The 19,340-nt window shown below is 39.9% G+C and carries 13 protein-coding genes and 1 pseudogene; 7 read left to right on the top strand and 7 right to left on the bottom strand.

All coding sequences use genetic code 11. The annotated features are described in order from the left end of the window. Positions 1 to 3: 3 nt before the first annotated feature. Positions 4 to 609: a TetR/AcrR family transcriptional regulator gene (locus tag ACX3PU_RS08940; protein WP_459084680.1), complete on the bottom strand. Its 606-nt coding sequence runs from the start codon at positions 607 to 609 to the stop codon at positions 4 to 6. 11 nt (positions 610 to 620) lie between these two features. Then, positions 621 to 1,193, bottom strand: coding sequence for a TetR/AcrR family transcriptional regulator (locus ACX3PU_RS08935; protein WP_459084679.1), 573 nt, complete (start codon positions 1,191 to 1,193; stop codon positions 621 to 623). 685 nt (positions 1,194 to 1,878) lie between these two features. Here ACX3PU_RS08935 and rpoB point away from each other — a divergent pair. From rpoB to ACX3PU_RS08920, 3 genes are all read left to right on the top strand, one after another. Further along, complete coding sequence (rpoB, locus tag ACX3PU_RS08930; protein WP_459084677.1) at positions 1,879 to 5,715, top strand: DNA-directed RNA polymerase subunit beta; 3,837 nt, start codon at positions 1,879 to 1,881, stop codon at positions 5,713 to 5,715. A gap of 89 nt (positions 5,716 to 5,804) precedes the next feature. Further along, positions 5,805 to 10,070: a DNA-directed RNA polymerase subunit beta' gene (rpoC, locus tag ACX3PU_RS08925; RefSeq protein WP_459084676.1), complete on the top strand. Its 4,266-nt coding sequence runs from the start codon at positions 5,805 to 5,807 to the stop codon at positions 10,068 to 10,070. A gap of 90 nt (positions 10,071 to 10,160) precedes the next feature. After that, entirely contained in the window at positions 10,161 to 10,469 is a 309-nt protein-coding gene (locus tag ACX3PU_RS08920; protein ID WP_459084675.1) for a DUF3467 domain-containing protein, read from the top strand. A gap of 92 nt (positions 10,470 to 10,561) precedes the next feature. Here ACX3PU_RS08920 and ACX3PU_RS08915 read toward each other — a convergent pair whose 3' ends face one another. From ACX3PU_RS08915 to ACX3PU_RS08895, 5 genes are read right to left on the bottom strand one after another with little or no spacing between them, the layout of a single operon-like run. Then, positions 10,562 to 11,167 (bottom strand): fumarylacetoacetate hydrolase family protein, encoded by a 606-nt coding sequence (locus tag ACX3PU_RS08915; protein WP_459084674.1) that lies wholly within the window; start codon positions 11,165 to 11,167, stop codon positions 10,562 to 10,564. Positions 11,168 to 11,178: 11 nt separating this feature from the next. Beyond that, on the bottom strand, positions 11,179 to 11,943 hold the full coding sequence (locus ACX3PU_RS08910) for an exonuclease domain-containing protein (protein ID WP_459084673.1): 765 nt from the start codon (positions 11,941 to 11,943) through the stop codon (positions 11,179 to 11,181). 30 nt (positions 11,944 to 11,973) lie between these two features. Then, positions 11,974 to 12,684, bottom strand: a complete 711-nt coding sequence (locus ACX3PU_RS08905; RefSeq protein WP_459084672.1) for a CDP-alcohol phosphatidyltransferase family protein — start codon at positions 12,682 to 12,684, stop codon at positions 11,974 to 11,976. Continuing rightward, positions 12,681 to 13,544 (bottom strand): lysylphosphatidylglycerol synthase transmembrane domain-containing protein, encoded by an 864-nt coding sequence (locus tag ACX3PU_RS08900; RefSeq protein WP_459084670.1) that lies wholly within the window; start codon positions 13,542 to 13,544, stop codon positions 12,681 to 12,683. The genes ACX3PU_RS08905 and ACX3PU_RS08900 overlap by 4 nt, the downstream gene beginning before the upstream one ends. Then, positions 13,531 to 14,478, bottom strand: a complete 948-nt coding sequence (locus tag ACX3PU_RS08895) for a glycosyltransferase family 2 protein (RefSeq protein WP_459084669.1) — start codon at positions 14,476 to 14,478, stop codon at positions 13,531 to 13,533. Before ACX3PU_RS08895 ends, ACX3PU_RS08900 begins: the two co-directional genes overlap by 14 nt. Positions 14,479 to 14,547: 69 nt before the next feature. Between ACX3PU_RS08895 and ACX3PU_RS08890 the strand changes: the two genes are divergently transcribed. From ACX3PU_RS08890 to ACX3PU_RS08875, 4 genes and pseudogenes are all read left to right on the top strand, one after another. Next, positions 14,548 to 16,173 (top strand): ArnT family glycosyltransferase, encoded by a 1,626-nt coding sequence (locus ACX3PU_RS08890; protein WP_459084668.1) that lies wholly within the window; start codon positions 14,548 to 14,550, stop codon positions 16,171 to 16,173. A gap of 142 nt (positions 16,174 to 16,315) precedes the next feature. Continuing rightward, entirely contained in the window at positions 16,316 to 16,735 is a 420-nt protein-coding gene (locus tag ACX3PU_RS08885; RefSeq protein ID WP_459084667.1) for a DUF2147 domain-containing protein, read from the top strand. A 205-nt stretch (positions 16,736 to 16,940) separates the two neighbouring features. Beyond that, a complete protein-coding gene (locus ACX3PU_RS08880; RefSeq protein WP_459084666.1) occupies positions 16,941 to 17,924 on the top strand; it encodes a pyruvate dehydrogenase complex E1 component subunit beta in 984 nt (327 codons plus the stop codon). Between the two features lie 94 nt (positions 17,925 to 18,018). After that, positions 18,019 to 19,340, top strand: a pseudogene (locus ACX3PU_RS08875) (KUP/HAK/KT family potassium transporter); the annotation flags it as partial.

The following is a 19,340-nucleotide window of genomic DNA, read 5'->3' as shown; positions in this document are numbered from 1 at the left end:
TTTCTAGGGTTTGTCTATTGATTCGGGAGTGCTTAAAGGACTCGTGAATCCTTGGAGGAAGGAATGAGCAATCTGCCTTGCAATCTCTTTCGGAGTTTGTTGCGTATGGCCTGACCAATAGGGAATACTTTCCAAAATGGAAATGAGGATTTGCGCTTGGTAGTCTTGTGGAAAGTAATCAGGATTGTTTTCCCGGGCAATGACAAACTTGTTTAAATGGGTCAAGTGGTCTACATAGGCTTCATGAACTTCTAAGAATTCCACACGGTGGACGCGTTGGAGTTGGTTGCGATAGCGTGAAAAGATTTTGAATTCATAAGCGTACTTCGTTGTGTGCTCTATGTGCTTTTCAATGAACAGTTCAAATTGATCGAACGGGTGAGCGTCAGTGTTCTTAAGTTTAATTAGGAGTTCTTGTAAGCGGTGGCTAACTCTTTGGCAGATCCAGAGTAAGATTTGTTTTTTAGATTCGATGTGGTTGTAAAGTGAGGCTGGCTTCATGTCCATTGCAGTGGCAATGTCATTCATCGAGGTTTCCGTGAAGCCGTTTTGGCCAAACAAATGAAGTGATTTCTCTACGATGGTTTCTTGTTTGGGAGTTAGATTCATTGCTTTTTATTCTAGTGGCTGTAGCCATTGAGTAGACGTGTGGAAAGTTGCCCCGCGATAAGATGGAAGTCGAAAGGCTTGTAACTACTGTCTAACCATTTGGGAAGTTGGTTACTAATCTGCATCACAATAAGAGAAAACAAATTGGGATTGAAGAATTGGTCCCGGTTTGCTTTAGGGATGATTTGATTGGCTAAGGATTCAAAGGTTCCAAGGTAGAACTGAATATAATGGGAGAACTTCTGATTTGCTTCTGTGTCCGCAATTTCCCAGTAACGCAGGGCAGTCTCATATAGTTCGTAGTGGTTGTACACCGTTTCGAGATGTCTTTTAAGGAAGAAGTTGAACTTTTCCAGATCTGTTCCATCGAATTCTTGTAACTCTAATGGGATTGTATTGAAATGCAAGGCCAATTCATCACAAAGCCAAACCAGTATTTCGTCTTTCTTACAAATGAAATTATACAAGGCCGGTGCGGTTACCCCCATTTTTTTCGCAATATCGCGTAAGGTGGTCTCTTTATAGCCCTTCTGGCGAAATAGTTTAATGGAAGTTTTGAGAATCTGTGTTTTCTTTTTGTCCATAATCAAGATGTCCTGCGTTAAACCTAACCAAACAAATATACAGAATTTTAATATACGAAAAAGATTCAGAAACTAACGGTCGTTAATATGGTATTTTGGCAACAATGGCTTTTTCGGGGATAGAGTTAACTGTAGTGTCGTTATTCTATAATATAATTCTCAAATAAAATAATAATATTTGAGAAATTATATATACCTTTGCATAAGCAAATTTAAATATTTGCAACACAAATGATGAAAAGAAAAGAAGATCCAGTGATCTTCTTTTTTTATTTGAATAGGTGTCGATTCCCATGCGGTGGCCTATTGCCAAGTTTTGGGATTGTGTCTCCACTCAATTCCTTTGTAAGTACTTGGAAGTTATTGGTTTTTCTTTGTATATTTGCAGTCCTTTTGAAGTTATCCGTTGTTCCGAAAGTTTTAATAGCAAGTGCTTAAATCCTCTCTTACCTTAAAGTAGGAGGGCTATTTGTATTTGCAATATTTTCAAGCAACCAAACTTTTTTAGGAATTAAAAGATATTTTGCACTACACCGTGAAAAGATATATCGGCGTTGCAGTAAGAATACAAAAGATTGAGGACGAATCACTTATTGTAACGGATAACACTCAAATCCTTTCTCTTTATTCTAATATTTTTTTTGAAGATCAAAATATTTTTTAACCAACCTTTTTTTATTACTTTATGAGTAAATCAAAAGCAACTAAAAGCTCTGTTAGCTTGCCAGCAGGTGAGAGAGTTAACTTTAGTTCTTCCCAAGGCAGAATCGTAACGCCTGATTTCCTAGATGTGCAGTTAGCATCGTTCAAGGATTTCTTTCAGTTAGATACCCTGCCAGAAGCTAGAGTGAATGAGGGTCTTTATAAGACTTTCCAGGAAAACTTTCCGATTACAGATTCGAGAAATCAATTTGTACTTGAATTTTTAGATTACCTGGTAGATTCCCCTCGTTATTCTATTAACGAATGTGTGGAGAGAGGGTTAACGTATTCCGTGCCTCTTAAAGCTAGATTGAAATTGTACTGTACGGATCCCGAACACGAAGATTTCCAAACTGTAATTCAAGATGTGTATTTAGGGCCTGTACCTTACATGACCCCTTCAGGATCTTTTATTATTAACGGTGCGGAACGTGTAATTGTAACTCAATTGCACCGTTCGCCAGGGGTTTTCTTTGGTCAAACTTACCATGCCAACGGTACGAAATTGTATTACTCCAGAATTATTCCTTTCAAAGGATCTTGGATGGAGTTTACAACGGATATCAACAACGTAATGTATGCGTACATTGACCGTAAGAAAAAACTACCTTTAACTACACTATTAAGAGCGATTGGATATGAGTCTGATAAAGAAATTCTTCAGATTTTCGATCTTGCCGAAGAAGTGAAAGTTTCTAAAGCCGCTTTAAAGAAAGTAGAAGGACGTACCCTAGCCGCTAGAGTACTAAATACATGGTTCGAAGATTTCGTGGATGAAGATACAGGAGAAGTAGTATCGATCGAGAGAAATGAAATTATTCTAGAACGTGAAACAGTTCTTGAAAAAGAGCACATTGATATCATTCTTGAAGCCGGCGTAAAAACGATTTTGGTACACAATGAAAATTCAAATGAATTCTCAATCATTCAAAATACGTTACAGAAAGACCCTACCAATTCAGAAAAAGAAGCGGTAGAATACATCTACCGTCAATTAAGAAATGCAGACCCGCCCGACGAGGAGACAGCAAGAGGAATTATTGAAAAATTATTCTTCTCTGAACAAAGATACTCCCTAGGAGAAGTAGGTCGTTATAGACTAAATAAAAAATTAGGTCTTAATATTCCAGAAGGTACGGAAGTGCTAACGAAGGAAGATATTATTGCCATTGTAGGTCACCTTATCGAACTTGCCAATTCTAAAACTGAAGTGGACGATATTGACCACTTATCTAACCGTAGAATTAAAACCGTTGGAGAACAGCTTGCAGGCCAATTTGGCGTCGGGCTTTCTCGTATTGCTCGTACCATTCGTGAAAGAATGAACGTTCGTGACAACGAAATCTTTACCCCAGTAGATTTGGTGAATGCCAAAACCCTTACTTCGGTGATTAATTCATTCTTTGGAACCAACCAGCTTTCTCAGTTTATGGACCAAACCAATCCCCTTTCGGAGGTTACCCATAAAAGAAGATTGTCTGCCCTAGGGCCTGGTGGTTTATCAAGAGAAAGAGCCGGATTTGAGGTAAGAGACGTTCACCATACACACTACGGAAGAATTTGTCCAATTGAAACGCCTGAAGGGCCGAACATTGGTCTTATTTCCTCTTTAGGGTTGTATGCGAAAATTAACTCTCTTGGATTTATTGAAACGCCATACCGTCAAGTAACGAACGGAAAGGTTGATCTTTCTTCTGCTCCTATTTATTTAAATGCAGAGGACGAAGAAGACAAAGTTATTGCGCAGGCAAACGTGGAATTAAAAGCAGACGGAACAATCGATACGGATCGTGTGATTGCTCGTTTGGATGGAGATTACCCGGTTGTTGAGCCAGGACAAGTGGATTTAATTGATGTGGCACCGAACCAGATTTCTGGAATTTCTGCCTCGTTAATTCCATTCCTTGAACACGATGATGCGAACCGTGCCCTAATGGGATCTAACATGATGCGTCAGGCGGTTCCTCTATTGAAACCAGAAGCTCCTGTCGTAGGAACAGGACTAGAGAAGCAAGTTGCAAAAGATTCAAGAATCTTAATCAACGCGGACGGTCCAGGTACAGTAGAATATGTAGATGCAGATAAAATTGTAATTCGTTACGATCGAAGTGAAAACGAAGATCTTGTGAGCTTCGAATCCGGAACGAAAACATACAACTTAACGAAGTTTAGAAAAACCAACCAAAGTACAACCATTACACTTAGACCTAACGTAAGAGTAGGAGATGTAGTAGAAGAGGGGCAAGTGCTTTGCGACGGATATGCAACCGAGAACGGAGAACTTGCACTTGGACGTAACTTAACCGTAGCGTTCATGCCTTGGAAAGGGTATAACTTCGAGGATGCGATTGTAATTAACGAAAAGGTAGTTCGTGAGGACTGGTTTACTTCGATCCACGTGGACGAGTATACGCTTGAAGTAAGAGATACCAAATTAGGTATGGAAGAACTGACAGCTGATATTCCAAACGTCTCAGAAGAGGCAACAAAAGATCTTGATGAAAACGGTATGATCCGTATTGGAGCGGAAGTAAAACCAGGAGATATCATGATTGGTAAGATTACACCGAAAGGAGAATCCGATCCAACACCTGAAGAAAAATTACTTCGTGCCATTTTTGGAGACAAAGCAGGCGATGTAAAAGACGCCTCCCTGAAAGCAGACTCATCCCTAAGAGGAGTTGTAATCAACAAAAAGCTTTTCTCTAGAAATATCAAAGATAAAAAGAAGAGACAAGAAGAGAAACTGAGGTTAGAAGAGATTGAGAACGGGTACAAAGTGAAATTCGATGAACTTCGCGCCACTCTGATCGAAAAACTAGGAACTCTTGTAAATGGAAAAACTTCTCAAGGAGTGAATAACGATTTGAGCGAAGAAATCATTGCAAAAGGAGTTAAATTCTCGACTAAGCTTCTTCAAAGTGTAGAAGATTATGTAAACGTGAGCGGTGCAGATTGGACCGTAGATTCTGAGAAAAACGATCTAATTAAGCAATTAATTCACAACTATAAAATTAAGTTTAATGACATTACAGGGGTTAAAAACCGTGAGAAATTTGCAATTTCTATCGGGGATGAACTTCCAGCAGGGATCATGAAACTGGCTAAAGTTTATATTGCGAAGAAGAGAAAGCTTAATGTAGGGGATAAAATGGCAGGACGTCACGGGAACAAAGGGATTGTCTCTCGTATCGTAAGAGAAGAAGACATGCCGTTCCTTGAAGACGGAACTCCAGTTGATATCGTACTGAACCCACTTGGGGTACCTTCACGTATGAATATTGGACAGATCTACGAAACCGTTCTTGGTTGGGCAGGACAAAAGTTAGGACTTAAATTTGCGACGCCAATTTTTGACGGTGCAAGTCTTGAGGACATTACGAAGTACACTGAACAAGCTGGACTTCCAGCCTATGGAAACACGTATCTGTACGATGGGGGAACTGGAGAGCGTTTCACGCAGCCAGCCACCGTGGGAATCATCTATATGCTTAAGTTAGGACACATGGTAGACGATAAGATGCACGCAAGATCCATTGGACCATACTCTCTTATTACGCAGCAACCACTTGGTGGTAAAGCACAGTTCGGAGGACAGAGATTTGGTGAGATGGAGGTTTGGGCATTGGAAGCCTTTGGAGCTTCGAATATCCTTCGCGAAATTCTTACAGTGAAGTCGGATGACGTAATTGGTAGAGCGAAAACCTACGAGGCAATTGCCAAAGGGGAAGCCATGCCAGAACCAGGAATACCTGAATCATTCAATGTATTGCTACATGAATTGCAAGGGCTAGGACTGGATATAAGACTTGAAGAATAATTTTAAATTTTAACTACGGCCGATTTTTCGGATAGAAAAGTCGGAAGAGAATAGTCAAAAATTAAAATCTAAAATCTAAAATCGAACAAATGTCAAATAAAAATAAATCAAGTAGATTTACCAAAATCACAATCGGTCTGGCTTCACCCGAATCGATCCTCCAAGAATCAAGAGGTGAGATTTTAAAGCCAGAAACGATCAATTACCGGACGCATAAGCCAGAACGTGATGGACTTTTCTGTGAAAAGATCTTTGGTCCAATCAAAGACTACGAATGTGCATGTGGTAAATACAAACGTATCCGTTACAAAGGAATTGTTTGTGATCGATGCGGGGTTGAAGTGACGGAGAAAAAAGTACGTAGAGAGCGAATTGGCCATATTAATTTAGTAGTCCCTGTTGCGCACATCTGGTATTTCCGTTCCCTTCCAAATAAAATTGGATACCTTCTTGGACTTCCGTCTAAGAAATTAGACATGATTATTTACTATGAACGTTACGTAGTAATTCAACAAGGGATTGCTAAGAATGCGGATGGATCTGATTTCGAAGACAAGCAATTCTTAACAGAAGAAGAATATCTTGATATCTTAGAGACCCTTCCCCCAGATAACAATTACCTAGATGACGCGGACCCTAATAAGTTTATCGCGAAAATGGGTGCAGAGGCTGTTGAGGAACTTCTAAGAAGAATTGATCTGGATGCTTTGTCTTTTGATTTGAGACACAAAGCTCACAACGAAGGTTCTAAACAAAGGCGTACAGAAGCTTTAAAGAGACTGAACGTGGTCGAAGCTTTAAGAGGTGCAAATACAAGAATGATCAACCGTCCAGAATGGATGATCATGAGAGTGCTTCCTGTGATTCCACCAGAATTAAGACCTTTGGTGCCGCTAGACGGAGGGCGTTTTGCGACTTCCGATCTAAACGACCTTTATAGAAGAGTTATTATTAGAAATAACCGTCTAAAAAGGCTTCTAGAAATTAAAGCTCCAGAAGTAATCTTAAGAAACGAAAAAAGAATGCTGCAAGAAGCGGTGGATTCTTTATTCGATAACACAAGAAAATCTTCAGCGGTAAAATCAGAGTCTAACAGACCTTTAAAATCCCTTTCTGATTCCTTGAAAGGAAAACAAGGACGTTTCCGTCAAAACCTTTTAGGAAAAAGGGTGGATTATTCTGCTCGTTCTGTAATCGTCGTAGGTCCAAATCTGCAACTGCACGAATGTGGACTTCCAAAAGACATGGCAGCCGAACTTTACAAACCGTTTATCATTAGAAAACTAATTGAGAGAGGTATTGTAAAAACAGTAAAATCTGCAAAACGTATCATTGATCGTAAAGAGCCAGTGGTATATGATATCCTTGAAAACGTAATGAAAGGTCACCCTGTGCTACTTAACCGTGCACCGACTCTTCACCGTTTAGGTATTCAAGCCTTCCAACCTAAGATGATTGAAGGAAAAGCCATTCAATTGCACCCGCTAGTAACAACGGCCTTCAACGCCGACTTTGACGGGGACCAGATGGCGGTTCACTTACCTCTTGGACCGGAAGCTATTTTAGAAGCTCAACTTCTTATGCTTGGGTCTCAGAACATTCTGAATCCAGCAAACGGTTCTCCTATTACAGTACCGTCTCAGGACATGGTTCTTGGTCTATATTTCATGACGAAAGAACTAGCTTCCACAAAAGAGAAACCTGTAAAAGGTGAAGGTCTTGCCTTCTATTCATCGGAAGAAGCAGAAATTGCCTACAACGAAGGAAAAGTTTCGTTAAATGCGAAAGTAAGATGTCGTGTACCGGTGAAAGAAGAAGATCAACTTGTGACTCGATTAACAGAAACTACCGTAGGTCGTATTTTGTTTAATCAAATTGTGCCAAAAGAAGTTGGTTTTGTGAATGAACTTTTAACGAAGAAATCTTTAAGAAACGTAATTGGTCGTATTCTTGACGAAACTGATTTCCCAACCACCGTTCAATTCCTTGACGATATGAAGGACCTTGGATATGCGAATGCATTTAAAGGAGGTCTATCCTTCTCCCTTGGAGATATCGTAATTCCAGAGGAAAAGAAAACCATGATTGCGCAAGCCGTGGAGAACGTGGATGAAATTAAGGCCAACTACAACATGGGTCTTATTACGGATACAGAACGTTACAACCAGGTAATTGACGTATGGACCAATACAAATGCGGGACTTACAGAAATGATTATGAGCCGAATGAAGAGCGATCAAGGCGGATTCAATTCCGTTTACATGATGCTTGACTCCGGTGCGAGGGGATCAAAAGAACAGATTCGTCAGCTTTCAGGAATGAGAGGACTTATGGCGAAACCTCAGAAAGCAGGATCTACAGGAGCGGAAATTATTGAAAACCCGATTGTAGCAAACTTTAAGGAAGGACTTTCAATTCTAGAATACTTTATCTCAACTCACGGGGCTCGTAAGGGTCTTGCGGATACCGCACTAAAAACAGCGGATGCTGGGTACTTAACAAGAAGACTCGTGGACGTTGCGCAGGACGTAATTGTTACTGAGGTTGATTGTGGTACGTTAAGAGGAACTGAAGTTTCTGCATTGAAAAAGAACGACGAAATCGTAGAACGTATTTCAGAGCGTGTTTTAGGTAGAGTATCTCTACACGATGTTTATCATCCAGAAACAGACGAACTGATTGCCAATGCGGATGAAATTATTACGGAACCGATCGCAAAAGGAATCGAAGCCGCAGGGATCGAAGCCGTTGAGGTTCGTTCTCCATTAACTTGTGAAGCAAAAAGAGGAATCTGTGCGAAATGTTACGGACGAAATCTTGCTACCGGTAAAGCCATTCATATGGGAGAAGCCGTAGGAGTTATCGCAGCACAATCCATTGGGGAACCAGGTACACAGTTGACCTTAAGAACTTTCCACCAGGGGGGAACTGCAGGGAACGTGTCCGAAAATCCTTCTATCGTTGCGAAAAGAGACGGTATCGTAGAAATGGACGAAGTAAGAACTGTTACTTCTGAAAATGAATTTGGAGAAAAGCACGAAGTGGTAGTATCGCGTTCCACGGAACTGCGTTTGGTTGCTGACAGTGCGGTTCGTACGCCATTAATGGTCGCGAACCTTCCTTACGGTGCTTCTTTAACGGTAACGCCAGGTGCGAAAGTGAAAAAAGGAGATGTTCTAGCCAAGTGGGATCCGTATAATGCGGTAATCATTGCAGAATCTGCAGGGAAAGTAGAGTATGAAGATATTATTCAAGGTATTTCATTCCAACTTGAGATTGACGAACAAACCGGATTCGAAGAAAAAGTAATTTCTGAATCTAGAAATAAAAAGGCAGTACCAACTCTTCGAGTAGTAGATACGAAAGGAGAAGAACTTAAAGCGTATAACCTTCCTGCAGGAGCCCACCTTATGGTGAACGACGGTGAGAAGATTAAAGCAGGTAAAGTCCTAATCAAGATTCCTAGAAAATCAGCAAAATCTGGGGATATTACAGGTGGTTTACCAAGGGTGACCGAACTTTTTGAAGCAAGAAATCCATCGAATCCAGCCGTAGTAACGGAAATCGACGGGGTTGTTTCCTATGGTAAGATCAAAAGAGGGAACCGAGAACTGATCGTAGAGGCGAAAACAGGAGAACGTAGAATTTACTTAGTGAAACTTTCCAACCAGATCTTGGTGCAGGAGAATGACTTTGTACGTGCAGGTTCACCACTTTCCGACGGATCGGTGACACCAGACGATATCCTTAAGATCAAAGGCCCAACCGCAGTTCAAGAATACTTAGTGAATGAAATTCAAGAAGTATATCGTCTGCAAGGGGTGAAGATCGACGACAAACATTTCGAGATTATCGTGAGACAAATGATGACCAAAGTTTCTATCGTGGATGGTGGTGACACTCAATTCCTAGAAGGAGCTTTAGAGCATAAATTTGATTTCTTAGAAGAGAACAACCGTATCTTTGGTATGAAAGTCGTGACGGAAGCAGGAGATTCGAAAGAATTTAAGCCAGGTCAGATGATTACCGCAAGAGAATTAAGAGACGAGAATTCGAAGCTAAAACGTGAAGATCTTGAACTCGTTGAAGTGAGAGAAGCTCTTCCTGCGACCGCAACTCCTGTTCTTCAGGGGATTACGAGAGCGGCATTGCAAACCAAATCTTTCATGTCGGCAGCTTCCTTCCAGGAAACGACCAAAGTTCTTAACGAAGCGGCAGTTTCTGGTAAGGTAGACGCATTAAATGGTCTTAAAGAAAACGTTATTGTAGGGCATAGAATCCCTGCAGGTACTGGACTTAAAGAGTATCAAAATGTGATTGTCGGATCTAAGAAAGAATTCGAAGATTTAAATTAAATTTAATAAGTTTCAAGTTTCAGGTTTCGGGTTAAATGTTAACTTTGTAAACCTGAAACTTTGAAATTTAAACTTAACAAAAAATAGAAAATGGACAACAATCAAAATCCACAAGACGGAAATGTAAACATTCAACTAAACGAGATGGTAGCACAAGGTGTATATTGTAACCTAGCGCTTGTAAACCATTCTCCTTCGGAGTTTGTTCTTGATTTTATTCAATTAATGCCAGGTGTTCAACAAGCAAACGTAAGATCAAGAGTGATTCTTGCTCCTTTGCATGCAAAAAGAGTTCTTGCTGCTTTGCAACAGAATATCACTAGCTACGAACAACAATACGGTGAGATCAAAGAAGTAGAGCCTTTCGTAGTTGGACAAAACAACAACGTACAAGCATAAGAGACTTTCTTTTATCCCTATATTTAGAATGCCTGCAAATTATTTGCAGGCATTCTATTTTTAAGATGACGGCGTTAATAAGCAGTCGCGTCTTAGGATATTCTTAAATCTAAAAGTTTTTCAGATTCAAGATATCCTTCTAAATAATCGCTTTCGACTACAGGACCCACACCCTCTGGCGTGCCTGTAAAGAGTAAATCTCCGACGCGTAAAGTGAAAAACTTTGAGGCGTATGCGATCAGTTCATCTACTTCAAAAAGCATCGAGCTTGTATTTCCCTTTTGAACTTGCTGTCCATTTTTCAAAAGTGAAAAATTCAGATCAGTAAGTGCGTAATTTTCTTTCTTAAAGAAGGTGCTGACCACCGCCGAACCGTCAAAGCCTTTGGAAATTTCCCACGGCAGCCCTTTGGCTTTTAATTCACTTTGAAGGTCTCTGGCCGTAAAGTCAATTCCAAGTCCAATTTCTTCATAATGTTTATGTGCGTTCTCCTGTTGAATGTATTTACCCACTTTTGAAATTTTCACCACCACTTCTAGTTCGTAATGAAGATCCTTTGTGAACTCCGGAATGTAGAATTCATTTCCTTTTAAAAGCGCAGTGTCTGGTTTAAGGAATAAGACAGGCTGGGTAGGCACTTCATTTCCAAGTTCCTTTGCGTGGTTTTTGTAGTTTCTTCCAACACAGATTATTTTCATTTGAATTGGTTTTAGAATTTAGCTTTTAATTGAATGGCGGTTAAAGTCTTTTTTGTGTAAAGTGGAAAGTCCGCATTTTGAATCCAACCGTAATACCCAATATCCCTTTGGAATACTTCCTTTACGCGTTGTCCTTTGTATTTGCCAAAGGTAAAGATCTCCTGTTCATCCTTGTCGTATGCAATAAATCCTGCCAAGTCTGCAAACTTATGGTAGGATGAGAATTCGCTGATGCCTGCGATTTCATTAGAGAGTTCGTCGTATTTTGCCACTTGGGCGTCTAAAATTTCAAAAGTTGCAAGCGTATCTGCTTCTGCTGAGTGTGCGTTCTCTAGGGTTTTTCCACAGTAAAATTTATAGGCGGCCGCGAGATTTCGTGGTTCCATCTTATGGAAAATAGTTTGGGCATCCACGAGTCTCATTTTGGTCAAATCTACATCCATTTCGCACCGTAGAAGCTCCTCCATTAGTAGGGGAACATCAAAGCGATTCGAATTGAAACCTCCAAGATCGCACCCAGAGATCATCTCTGCAATGGCAGGGGCAAGTTCTTTAAATGTGGGAGATTCCTTCACCCTTTCGTCTGAGATGCCATGCACTTCCGTGGCTTCTTTAGGAATCGGCATTTGAGGATTGACAAGCCAGGTTTTTGATTCTCTGGACCCATCTGGATTCACTTTTAAGATGCAAATTTCAACGATTCGGTCTTTACTGATGTTGATTCCAGTGGTTTCCAGATCAAAGATGCATAGGGGTTTATGTAGTTTTAGATTCATAAATTGTTTTTAAAATGGAATAGGTAGTACCTAGTTCATGGTTTTCTGAAAGGCTAGCGACAAGACAATATAGTAAACTACAATCAGTGGAATTCCTACTGTTTTAAAAAGTAGAAGTAGGGCAACGCTTCCCAATAGTAGTAGTATTTTAGGAAGATTGTCTCCTAGAGTAAAAGATTTAAATTTTAAAGCAAACATTTTGATAGGGCTGACAAGCAAATAGGAACTAAGAGCAGTTAGTCCTACCAAAATCCAAGGAGCGTTCAGCGCATCTAGAAAGGAATTTTGAGTTTGGAAGGTATAGTACAGTCCAAATATCAAGAGGGTATTTGTCGGCGTGTTTAAGCCCACGAAATGATAGCTTTGGGAATCGTCCAAATTAAAAATCGCAAGCCGTAAGCAGGACATTAAGGTGATGAAAAACCCAAAATAGGAAAGCTCAAAAACAACGTCACTACCTAGCGTAAGTGTGTAACCTTCCAATAATTTATACATCGCAACCCCAGGTAAAAAGCCAAAACTTACCATGTCAGCAAGAGAATCAAGTTGCACTCCCAATTCGGAATTTGCCTTTAGAAGCCTTGCGACAAAGCCGTCGAAAAAATCAAATAGCAAAGAAAGCAAAATGCAGATTGCCGTAATCTCGTACTGACCTTGAAACAAATGTACAATTCCAATGCAACCTGAGAAAAGATTGGCTAAAGTGAAGCCATTGGCTAAATTATTTTTGATGAAATTCATAGTGATGAGTTGGTTTTCAAATTTAAGCTTCTTAGCTGAAAAACGATTCCAATTAAAGCAAAAAAAGCGGTGACCACAGTAAATAATAAAGAGGCCGACACACTTTGTGTTACATCCAAATGAAAATAAGTGGAAGCCTTTAAAAAGAGCATCTCACGAATTCCAATTCCCGCAAACGAAATCAGACTAAGCACAGAGCTCGCTAAAAACAGGAGTGCATAGGGTAAGAAGTTTGTAGTAACTCCCAGACACTTAAGCAGAAGAATGAAACTAATTGCCTGCAAGGTTTGGATCCCAAGTGAAAAAAGAAGTCCTTTTGCAAAGAGAGATTGAAAGGAAGGGAAGAACTGTTTTAAAATATAATAGTAGACTATAAGCCCTACGATTAGCAGCAAGAGAAGGAAGACCCAGTACGTTTTGAAGAGCAGTAGAGTAATGAAAATACCAAGTCCTAGAAGTGCTACGAGCCCACTAATTCGATCATTTAACACACTAAAGGTGAGTTTTTTCAAATTCCATTGGAACTTTTTGTTTAAGAGATAGACCTTATAGGCATCGCCACCGATTCCACCCGGGATGAAAAAATTATAGAACATGCCAAGAAAATAGAGCTCTAGGTTGCTTCTGAAAGAAAGGGAAAAGCCATGGGCTTTAAAGTAATAATCGAGGCGTTTCGCGGACAAAATTTGAGAAGCTAGAAACAAAAGTGCTCCTAAGAAAAGGTACTCATATTCAATTTTTGTCCACAAGGAAAGTAGGTCGTGAAGAGGGATTTTTTTGAGTACTAAAAAGAGTAGACCGAGGCTTATAAGCAGCTTTAAGGCCGTACTTAACTTCTTATTGATTCTAATTGCCCTCAAACTGTGTGATTTTACGAATGTTAAAAGGACGTTTTCTTTGCGACTCATAGTAGGTCTTCATTAGCATATCCACCACGATTCCTGTGGTGAAAAACTGGATCCCAATAAACACCAGTAAAACTCCTAAAATAAGCAAAGGCCTAGTCCCGATTTCATTGCCTAGAATTTTAAGAATTACAAGATAAATGTTGATGAGCATTCCAAGAGTAAAGGCAAGAAGTCCAATGTTGCCAAATAGATAGATTGGTTTAGATAGGTATTTTTGATTGAAAAGGACTAGAAGTAGATCGTTAATGACCTTGAACGTACGATTCATTCCGTATTTCGATTCGCCATGAATTCGCGGGTGATGTTTCACCGGCATTTCAGCTATTTTTGCCCCGTTTAGGTGCGCCATTAAACTAATAAAGCGATGGTTTTCACCGTATAGGTTTAATTCTTTTGCGGTTTCTTTTGTAAAAACTTTTAGAGCACATCCTTGATCTGAAATGGACAGTTTCGTTGTGTTCTTGATAATGAAATTCGCAATTTTAGAAGGAATTGTGCGCAAGGAAGAATCCTTTCTCTTTTGTCTTTTTCCGACCACTAGATCGTAATCACCATTTTCTAAGAGCTCAATCATAGCAGGTATATCGCTTGGGTCGTTTTGTAAATCTCCGTCAAGCGTAATAATGTAATCTCCAGAGGCGAAATCGAATCCGGCCATCATTGCAGAACTTTGGCCATAATTCTTTCTGAGTTCAATCAAAACTACGTTTGGATCTTTCTTGTCCTTAATTTCTTTCACTGTCTGGTCGGTAGAGAAATCATCAATTAGAATGAGCTCGTAACGATAAGGACCCATCGCTTGTCTAATTTTGTCTATAAGTAGACCTGCATTGCCCTTTTCATTGTACATGGGAATAACGAGTGAGTATAGTAGCGCTGGATTCATGGTTTGATTTTGATTGATTAAATTTGTAGGTTTAAAGAAGCACAAAAATACTAAAAAACTAGTAGTTCTATGAATTCAAACGTTCAACTCAGCCAAGCTCAACTTACGATTCTCTATTTGGGATTTGCGCTGGTGTATATTTTGGGTCTATTTGTTCCCTTGATGCAAAACGATTCCGCGCAACATGCATCTATGGCCATGAAAATGGTTCTTAATGGAGACTACCTAAATATCTACAAAGGAGAGCTTCCTTATTTGGATAAACCGCACATGCATTTTTGGCTGGCAGCAGCTTCCATGAAGCTTTTTGGAATTAGTGAAATTGCGTATCGAATTCCTGCGTTGCTCTGTTTGGTCCTAGGGGCCTATTCAAGTAAGAAATTAGCAGAACTCCTTTATAGTTCTCCTCAAGTAGGACACTGGGCCGCGTTGATTTTTCTCTCTGCGCAGGGTATTATTCTCTCTGCGCACGATGTGCGTACCGATGCGGTACTCACCGGTTTTGTCGTCTTTTCCATTTGGCAGTTTGTAGTAGCAATCCGATCCCAGACTCTAAGCAGCTATCTTTTGGCGGGTTTTGGAGCAGCCATTGCTTTCTCATCCAAAGGTCTAATGACACTTGTCATCATTTCCTTCTGTGTATTCGCCTACCTTCTCTATAGCAGAGAATGGAAACGATTTTTTACGCCTAAATTGATTATAGCTGCCTTGGCTTTTTTCCTGGGCTTAAGCCCCATCCTTTATGCGTACTACCATCAATTTGGTCGAGAAGGAATTGAATTTATCCTTTTAGGACAAAGTGTTTCTCGAATGACTGGGGACGGTTTTGCTCCGAATAATTCCGATTATATTTTCTTTTTCCATACGCTACTGTGGGTGTTTTTACCTTTTTCTCTCGCATTATATTTTGGTGTTTTTGAACGAACCAAAGAAATGATAAAAGAAAAATTCAGAAAGAAAGGAGGAGTGGAATTTCTAACCTTAGGTGGGTTTTGGCTCGTGATGTTCGTTTTTAGCTTTTCAAAATTCAAACTTCCTCATTACCTAAACGGGTTAATTCCTATCCTTGCAATTTTAACGGCCTCTTATTTGAGTCAGCTATCTTTGACGTCCAAAGACAGAAAAATTCGAATTCTTTGGTCGATACAACTGGTGGTTATTTTCTCTTCTATTCTTCTTGTTTCATGGCTTTCCATTGAGTTTACGGGGATAGAAAATACCGTTTTATGGATAGTAGGAGCTATTTTGTTCGCAATATTGCTCTTTCGAGTCTTTTCGGTTCAACCTCTATTCAAAAAGTATCTGTTTTGCTCTTTGCTTTTTTCTATCGCATTAAATGTGTATTTAAACGGTCAATTTTATCCTGTCCTCACGAAATACCAAGGGAGTTATAGTCTCGCCAAGTATGTGAATCAAAGTGAGTTCGACTCCAAGAAGGTTTTTATGTTAGAAGGGAGTGAATATTGGGCGTTTGATTTTTACACAAAACAAAATACAAAGCGTATCGAAAGCGAAAAATTGAAAACAGGAGATCTACTTATCATTGATCAGAAGTCTTTAGATGGATTCAACAGGCAGTACCATGTCCTTAAAACAGAAAATGATTACCGAATTACAAGATTAAATTTGAAGTTTCTTTCCTCCAAAACGAGGGCTCAAAAACTTTCAAAAATGTATTTAGTGCGGATTCAGTAACGAAATCCATTCTTGGATTCTTTGAATTTCCATTTCTGATAGAAAAGACCTTATGAGGTGAATAATAAAATAGTTGGAGTTTAACTTTTTTTAATTACTTTTATCAAACTTATACAAACCTTAACAAATTATTAATATTGTCATGAAAAAAATGTTTTTTGCTTTTATAGCTTTGTTTTTTGCCACTTTATCATTCGCTCAAATTGAGGGGAAATGGAAAACAATAGACGACGAAACCGGTGTGGCGAAGTCCGTCGTTGAAATTTACAAGAAATCCAACGGCCAGTACTATGGGAAAATTTCTCAACTACTGGGCAAAGTGGAAAATAAAAACTGCGTAAAATGCAGCGACGATCGTAAAAATAAGCCGTTAGAAGGACTCGAAATTATTCGTGGACTTAAGAAGTCAGGTTCTGAATTCACAGGAGGTACGATCACGGACCCTAAAACAGGGAAAACCTACAAATGTACTATTACAAGAGACGGTGATAAGCTGAACGTAAGAGGGTATATTGGGTTCTCACTAATCGGACGTACACAAACTTGGCACAAGGTGAAGTAAGCGACATGTTTCGTTAAACAAAAAAATGCGCCCTTTTCTAGGAGCGCATTTTTTGTGGATTAAAATTGACGAACCAAAAGCTTCCTTTTATTGGTTCTAGTGCGGTTGGACTTACGATAGGACGAACCTCATTCAAAATGGAGGAGGGTTGGCCGTTTATATAATTTAATTCACTAAATTTGTCGGCAGAAAAACAATACGAGACATGGCAGAATATACTTTTAGAGAAGTGATTGCGCAGGCAATGAGCGAAGAAATGCGTAAGGATGAATCCATTTACTTAATGGGTGAAGAGGTGGCAGAATACAACGGAGCTTACAAGGCTTCCAAAGGAATGCTTGAGGAATTCGGAGAAAAACGTATTATTGATACGCCGATTGCAGAACTTGGATTTACAGGTATTTCCGTAGGTGCTGCAATGAACGGAAATCGTCCCATTGTGGAATTTATGACTTTCAACTTCTCGCTAGTAGGGATTGATCAAATTATAAACAACGCTGCAAAAATCAGACAAATGAGCGGGGGTCAGTGGAACTGTCCAATCGTTTTTAGAGGACCTACGGCTTCGGCCGGTCAATTGGGAGCAACCCACTCTCAAGCTTTTGAAAGTTGGTATGCAAACTGTCCAGGACTTAAAGTCGTTGTGCCTTCGAATCCGTATGATGCGAAGGGGCTTTTAAAAACAGCCATTCAAGATAACGATCCGGTGATTTTTATGGAATCAGAACAGATGTACGGAGATAAAATGGAAATCCCAGAAGAAGAGTACTACTTACCTATCGGGAAGGCGGATATAAAAAGAGAAGGAACGGATGTAACCCTTGTCTCTTTTGGTAAAATCATGAAACTTGCCATGCAAGCAGCAGAAGATTTAGCAAAAGAAGGAATTTCAGTAGAAGTAATTGATCTTCGAACTGTACGTCCACTTGATTATGATACCGTTTTGGCTTCTGTAAAGAAAACCAATCGTTTGGTTGTTTTAGAAGAAGCATGGCCGTTCGGTTCAGTCGCTTCCGAAATCACTTATATGGTACAACAGAAAGCGTTTGATTACCTCGATGCTCCAGTGAAACGTATCACGACTCCAGATGCACCTGCGCCTTACTCCGCAGCTCTTTTCTCAGAATGGTTCCCGAAACTAGAGAATGTAAAAGAAGAGCTTAAAAAAGCAATGTACATTAAAGCATAAAATAGATAAAAACTCTCGAAAGAGAGTTTTTTCATTTATACAATGATATTTTTTACAATCGTAAAAAGTTTACCTTTGCCAAAATTTTTTCAAAATGTCACAAAATGCTACCAGTCAATCGTTTGATGTAAAGAAATTGTCCTTTATAGGGGTGATTGTCTCTCTGGGTATTGTGTTCGGAGATATTGGTACCTCGCCATTGTACGTGATGAAGGCGATTGTGAATGCCTTTCAATTTGCCGATTCGGCCTTGCCTTTAGACGAATACATTGAAGGGGCTCTTTCGTGCATTATTTGGACTCTTACCCTGCAGACAACGATCAAGTATGTGATTATTGCCCTAAGAGCTGATAACAAAGGAGAGGGAGGTATTTTGGCACTCTATTCCCTAGTGAAAAGACTGAAGAAACCTTGGCTTTATATAATAGCCTTGATTGGAGCTGCCACCCTGGTAGCAGACAGTGTGATTACGCCCTCATTAACCATCATGTCAGCGGTTGAAGGTTTAAAAATATACAATGTAAATACACCGGTAGTTCTGATCACTTGTGTGATTTTGCTAGTCGTTTTTTTAATGCAGCAGTTTGGAACGAGTCTAATAGGAAAGTTTTTCGGTCCGATTATGGTCGTTTGGTTCTTAGCACTTGGCGGGTTTGGACTATTGCATCTCTTTGATCATATCGAAATTCTAAAAGCATTTAATCCGTATTATGCCTACCAACTCATCACGCATTCGCCAAGTGCAATTGTGATTATGGGCGCGGTGTTCTTATGTACGACGGGGGCCGAGGCTTTGTATTCAGACTTAGGCCATTGTGGAAAGAAAAACATTCAAATAAGCTGGGTTTTTGTAAAAATCATGTTAATCTTAAATTACCTAGGTCAAGGGGCTTGGCTTTTAGACAATATTCATGAGACGCAATCCGGCATGAATCCTTTCTTTGGAATTATGCCTTCTTACCTTGTACTTCCTGGTGTTATATTGGCAACCGCCGCAGCAGTGATTGCAAGTCAGGCGGTGATTACAGGTTCATTCACCATGTTTTCGGAAGCCATGTCCATTAACTTTTGGCCGAACCAGAAGATTGAGTACCCCTCCGGTGTGAAAGGCCAAATGTACATCCCAAAGATCAATTGGACTTTGCTATTGATGTGTATCGTCGTTGTGCTATTCTTTAAAGAATCCAGTAAGATGGAGGCGGCCTATGGTCTTACCATTACCATTACGATGCTCATGACCACCTGTCTTTTGCTATTTTGGTTACGTCGCAATCGAATCAGTAAAATTTTAATTGTGTTGTTTGCTACAGTTTACCTTTCCATTGAGCTAGGATTCTTCTATGCGAACGTGATTAAGTTTTTCGATGGAGGTTGGCTCACTGTTGTGTTAGGGGGGGGGGGGGGGGGGGGGGGGGG

This window comes from Chryseobacterium sp. A301 (assembly GCF_054489425.1).
This window is presented reverse-complemented; position numbering and strand designations above follow the sequence as displayed.